This is a genomic window from Burkholderia sp. Tr-20390, from assembly GCF_017104595.1.
Classification (GTDB): domain Bacteria; phylum Pseudomonadota; class Gammaproteobacteria; order Burkholderiales; family Burkholderiaceae; genus Burkholderia.
The window spans coordinates 1-1,268 of sequence record NZ_JAAGPC010000419.1; the positions used below are offsets into that span (position 1 = coordinate 1).

General features: G+C 67.3%; 1 protein-coding gene. It reads left to right on the forward strand.

The features are described from left to right. A partial coding sequence (locus G3N98_RS39325; RefSeq protein ID WP_206151128.1) for a DUF3458 domain-containing protein occupies positions 1–1,268 on the forward strand: 1,268 nt, incomplete at both ends.

The window sequence follows — 1,268 nt, forward strand, 5'->3', positions numbered from 1 at the left end:
CTGGTCGCGGGCAAGCTCGTCGCGATCGAGGAAACGATCACGACCGGCTCGGGCAAGGAGAAGCTGCTGCAGGTGTGGGTCGAGCCCGCCGATCTCGACAAGACGCGTCATGCGATGGATTCACTGATCCACTCGATCCGCTGGGACGAGAAGCGCTTCGGCCTCGAGCTCGATCTCGACCGCTTCATGATCGTCGCGGTCGGCGACTTCAACATGGGCGCGATGGAGAACAAGGGGCTCAACATCTTCAACACGAAGTACGTGCTGGCGAACCCCGAGACCGCGACCGACACCGACTTCGCTAACATCGAATCGGTGGTCGGCCACGAATACTTCCACAACTGGACCGGCAACCGCGTGACCTGCCGCGACTGGTTCCAGCTGAGCCTGAAGGAAGGCCTGACGGTATTCCGCGACCAGGAATTCTCGGCCGACATGGCCGCGGGCGACGACCTCGAATCGGCGGCCCGCGCGGTCAAGCGCATCGAGGACGTGCGCGTGCTGCGCCAGCTGCAGTTCGCCGAGGACGCGGGCCCGATGGCGCACCCGGTGCGCCCGGAAAGCTACGTCGAGATCAACAACTTCTACACGATGACCGTCTACGAGAAAGGCTCGGAAGTCGTGCGGATGTACCAGACGCTGTTCGGCCGCGACGGCTTCCGCAAGGGGATGGACCTGTACTTCAAGCGCCACGACGGGCACGCGGTGACCTGCGACGACTTCCGTCACGCGATGGCCGACGCGAACGGGCGCGATCTCGCGCAGTTCGAGCGCTGGTACAGCCAGGCGGGCACCCCGCGCGTGTCGGTGCGCACCGCGTACGACGCGGCCGCGCGCCGCTATACGGTCACGCTCGCGCAGGGCTACGGCGACGCGTCGCCGGCCGCGCGCGAGACGCAACAGGGGCCGCTCCTGATCCCGTTCGCGATCGGCCTGATCGGCCGCGACGGCCGCGACCTGCCGCTGCGTCTCGACGGCGAAGCCGCCGCCGCAGGCACGACGCGCGTGCTCGACTTCACCGACACCGAGCAGACCTTCACGTTCGTCGACGTGCCGGAACAGCCGCTGCCGTCGCTGCTGCGTAATTTCTCGTCGCCGGTGATCGTCGAGTACGACTACAGCGACGACGACCTCGCGTTCCTGCTCGCGCACGACAGCGATCCGTTCAACCGCTGGGAAGCCGGCCAGCGCCTCGCGACCCGCGCGCTGCTGACGCTCGCCGCGCGTGCGGCCGCGAACGAGCCGCTCACGCTCGGCGAGAACTTCGT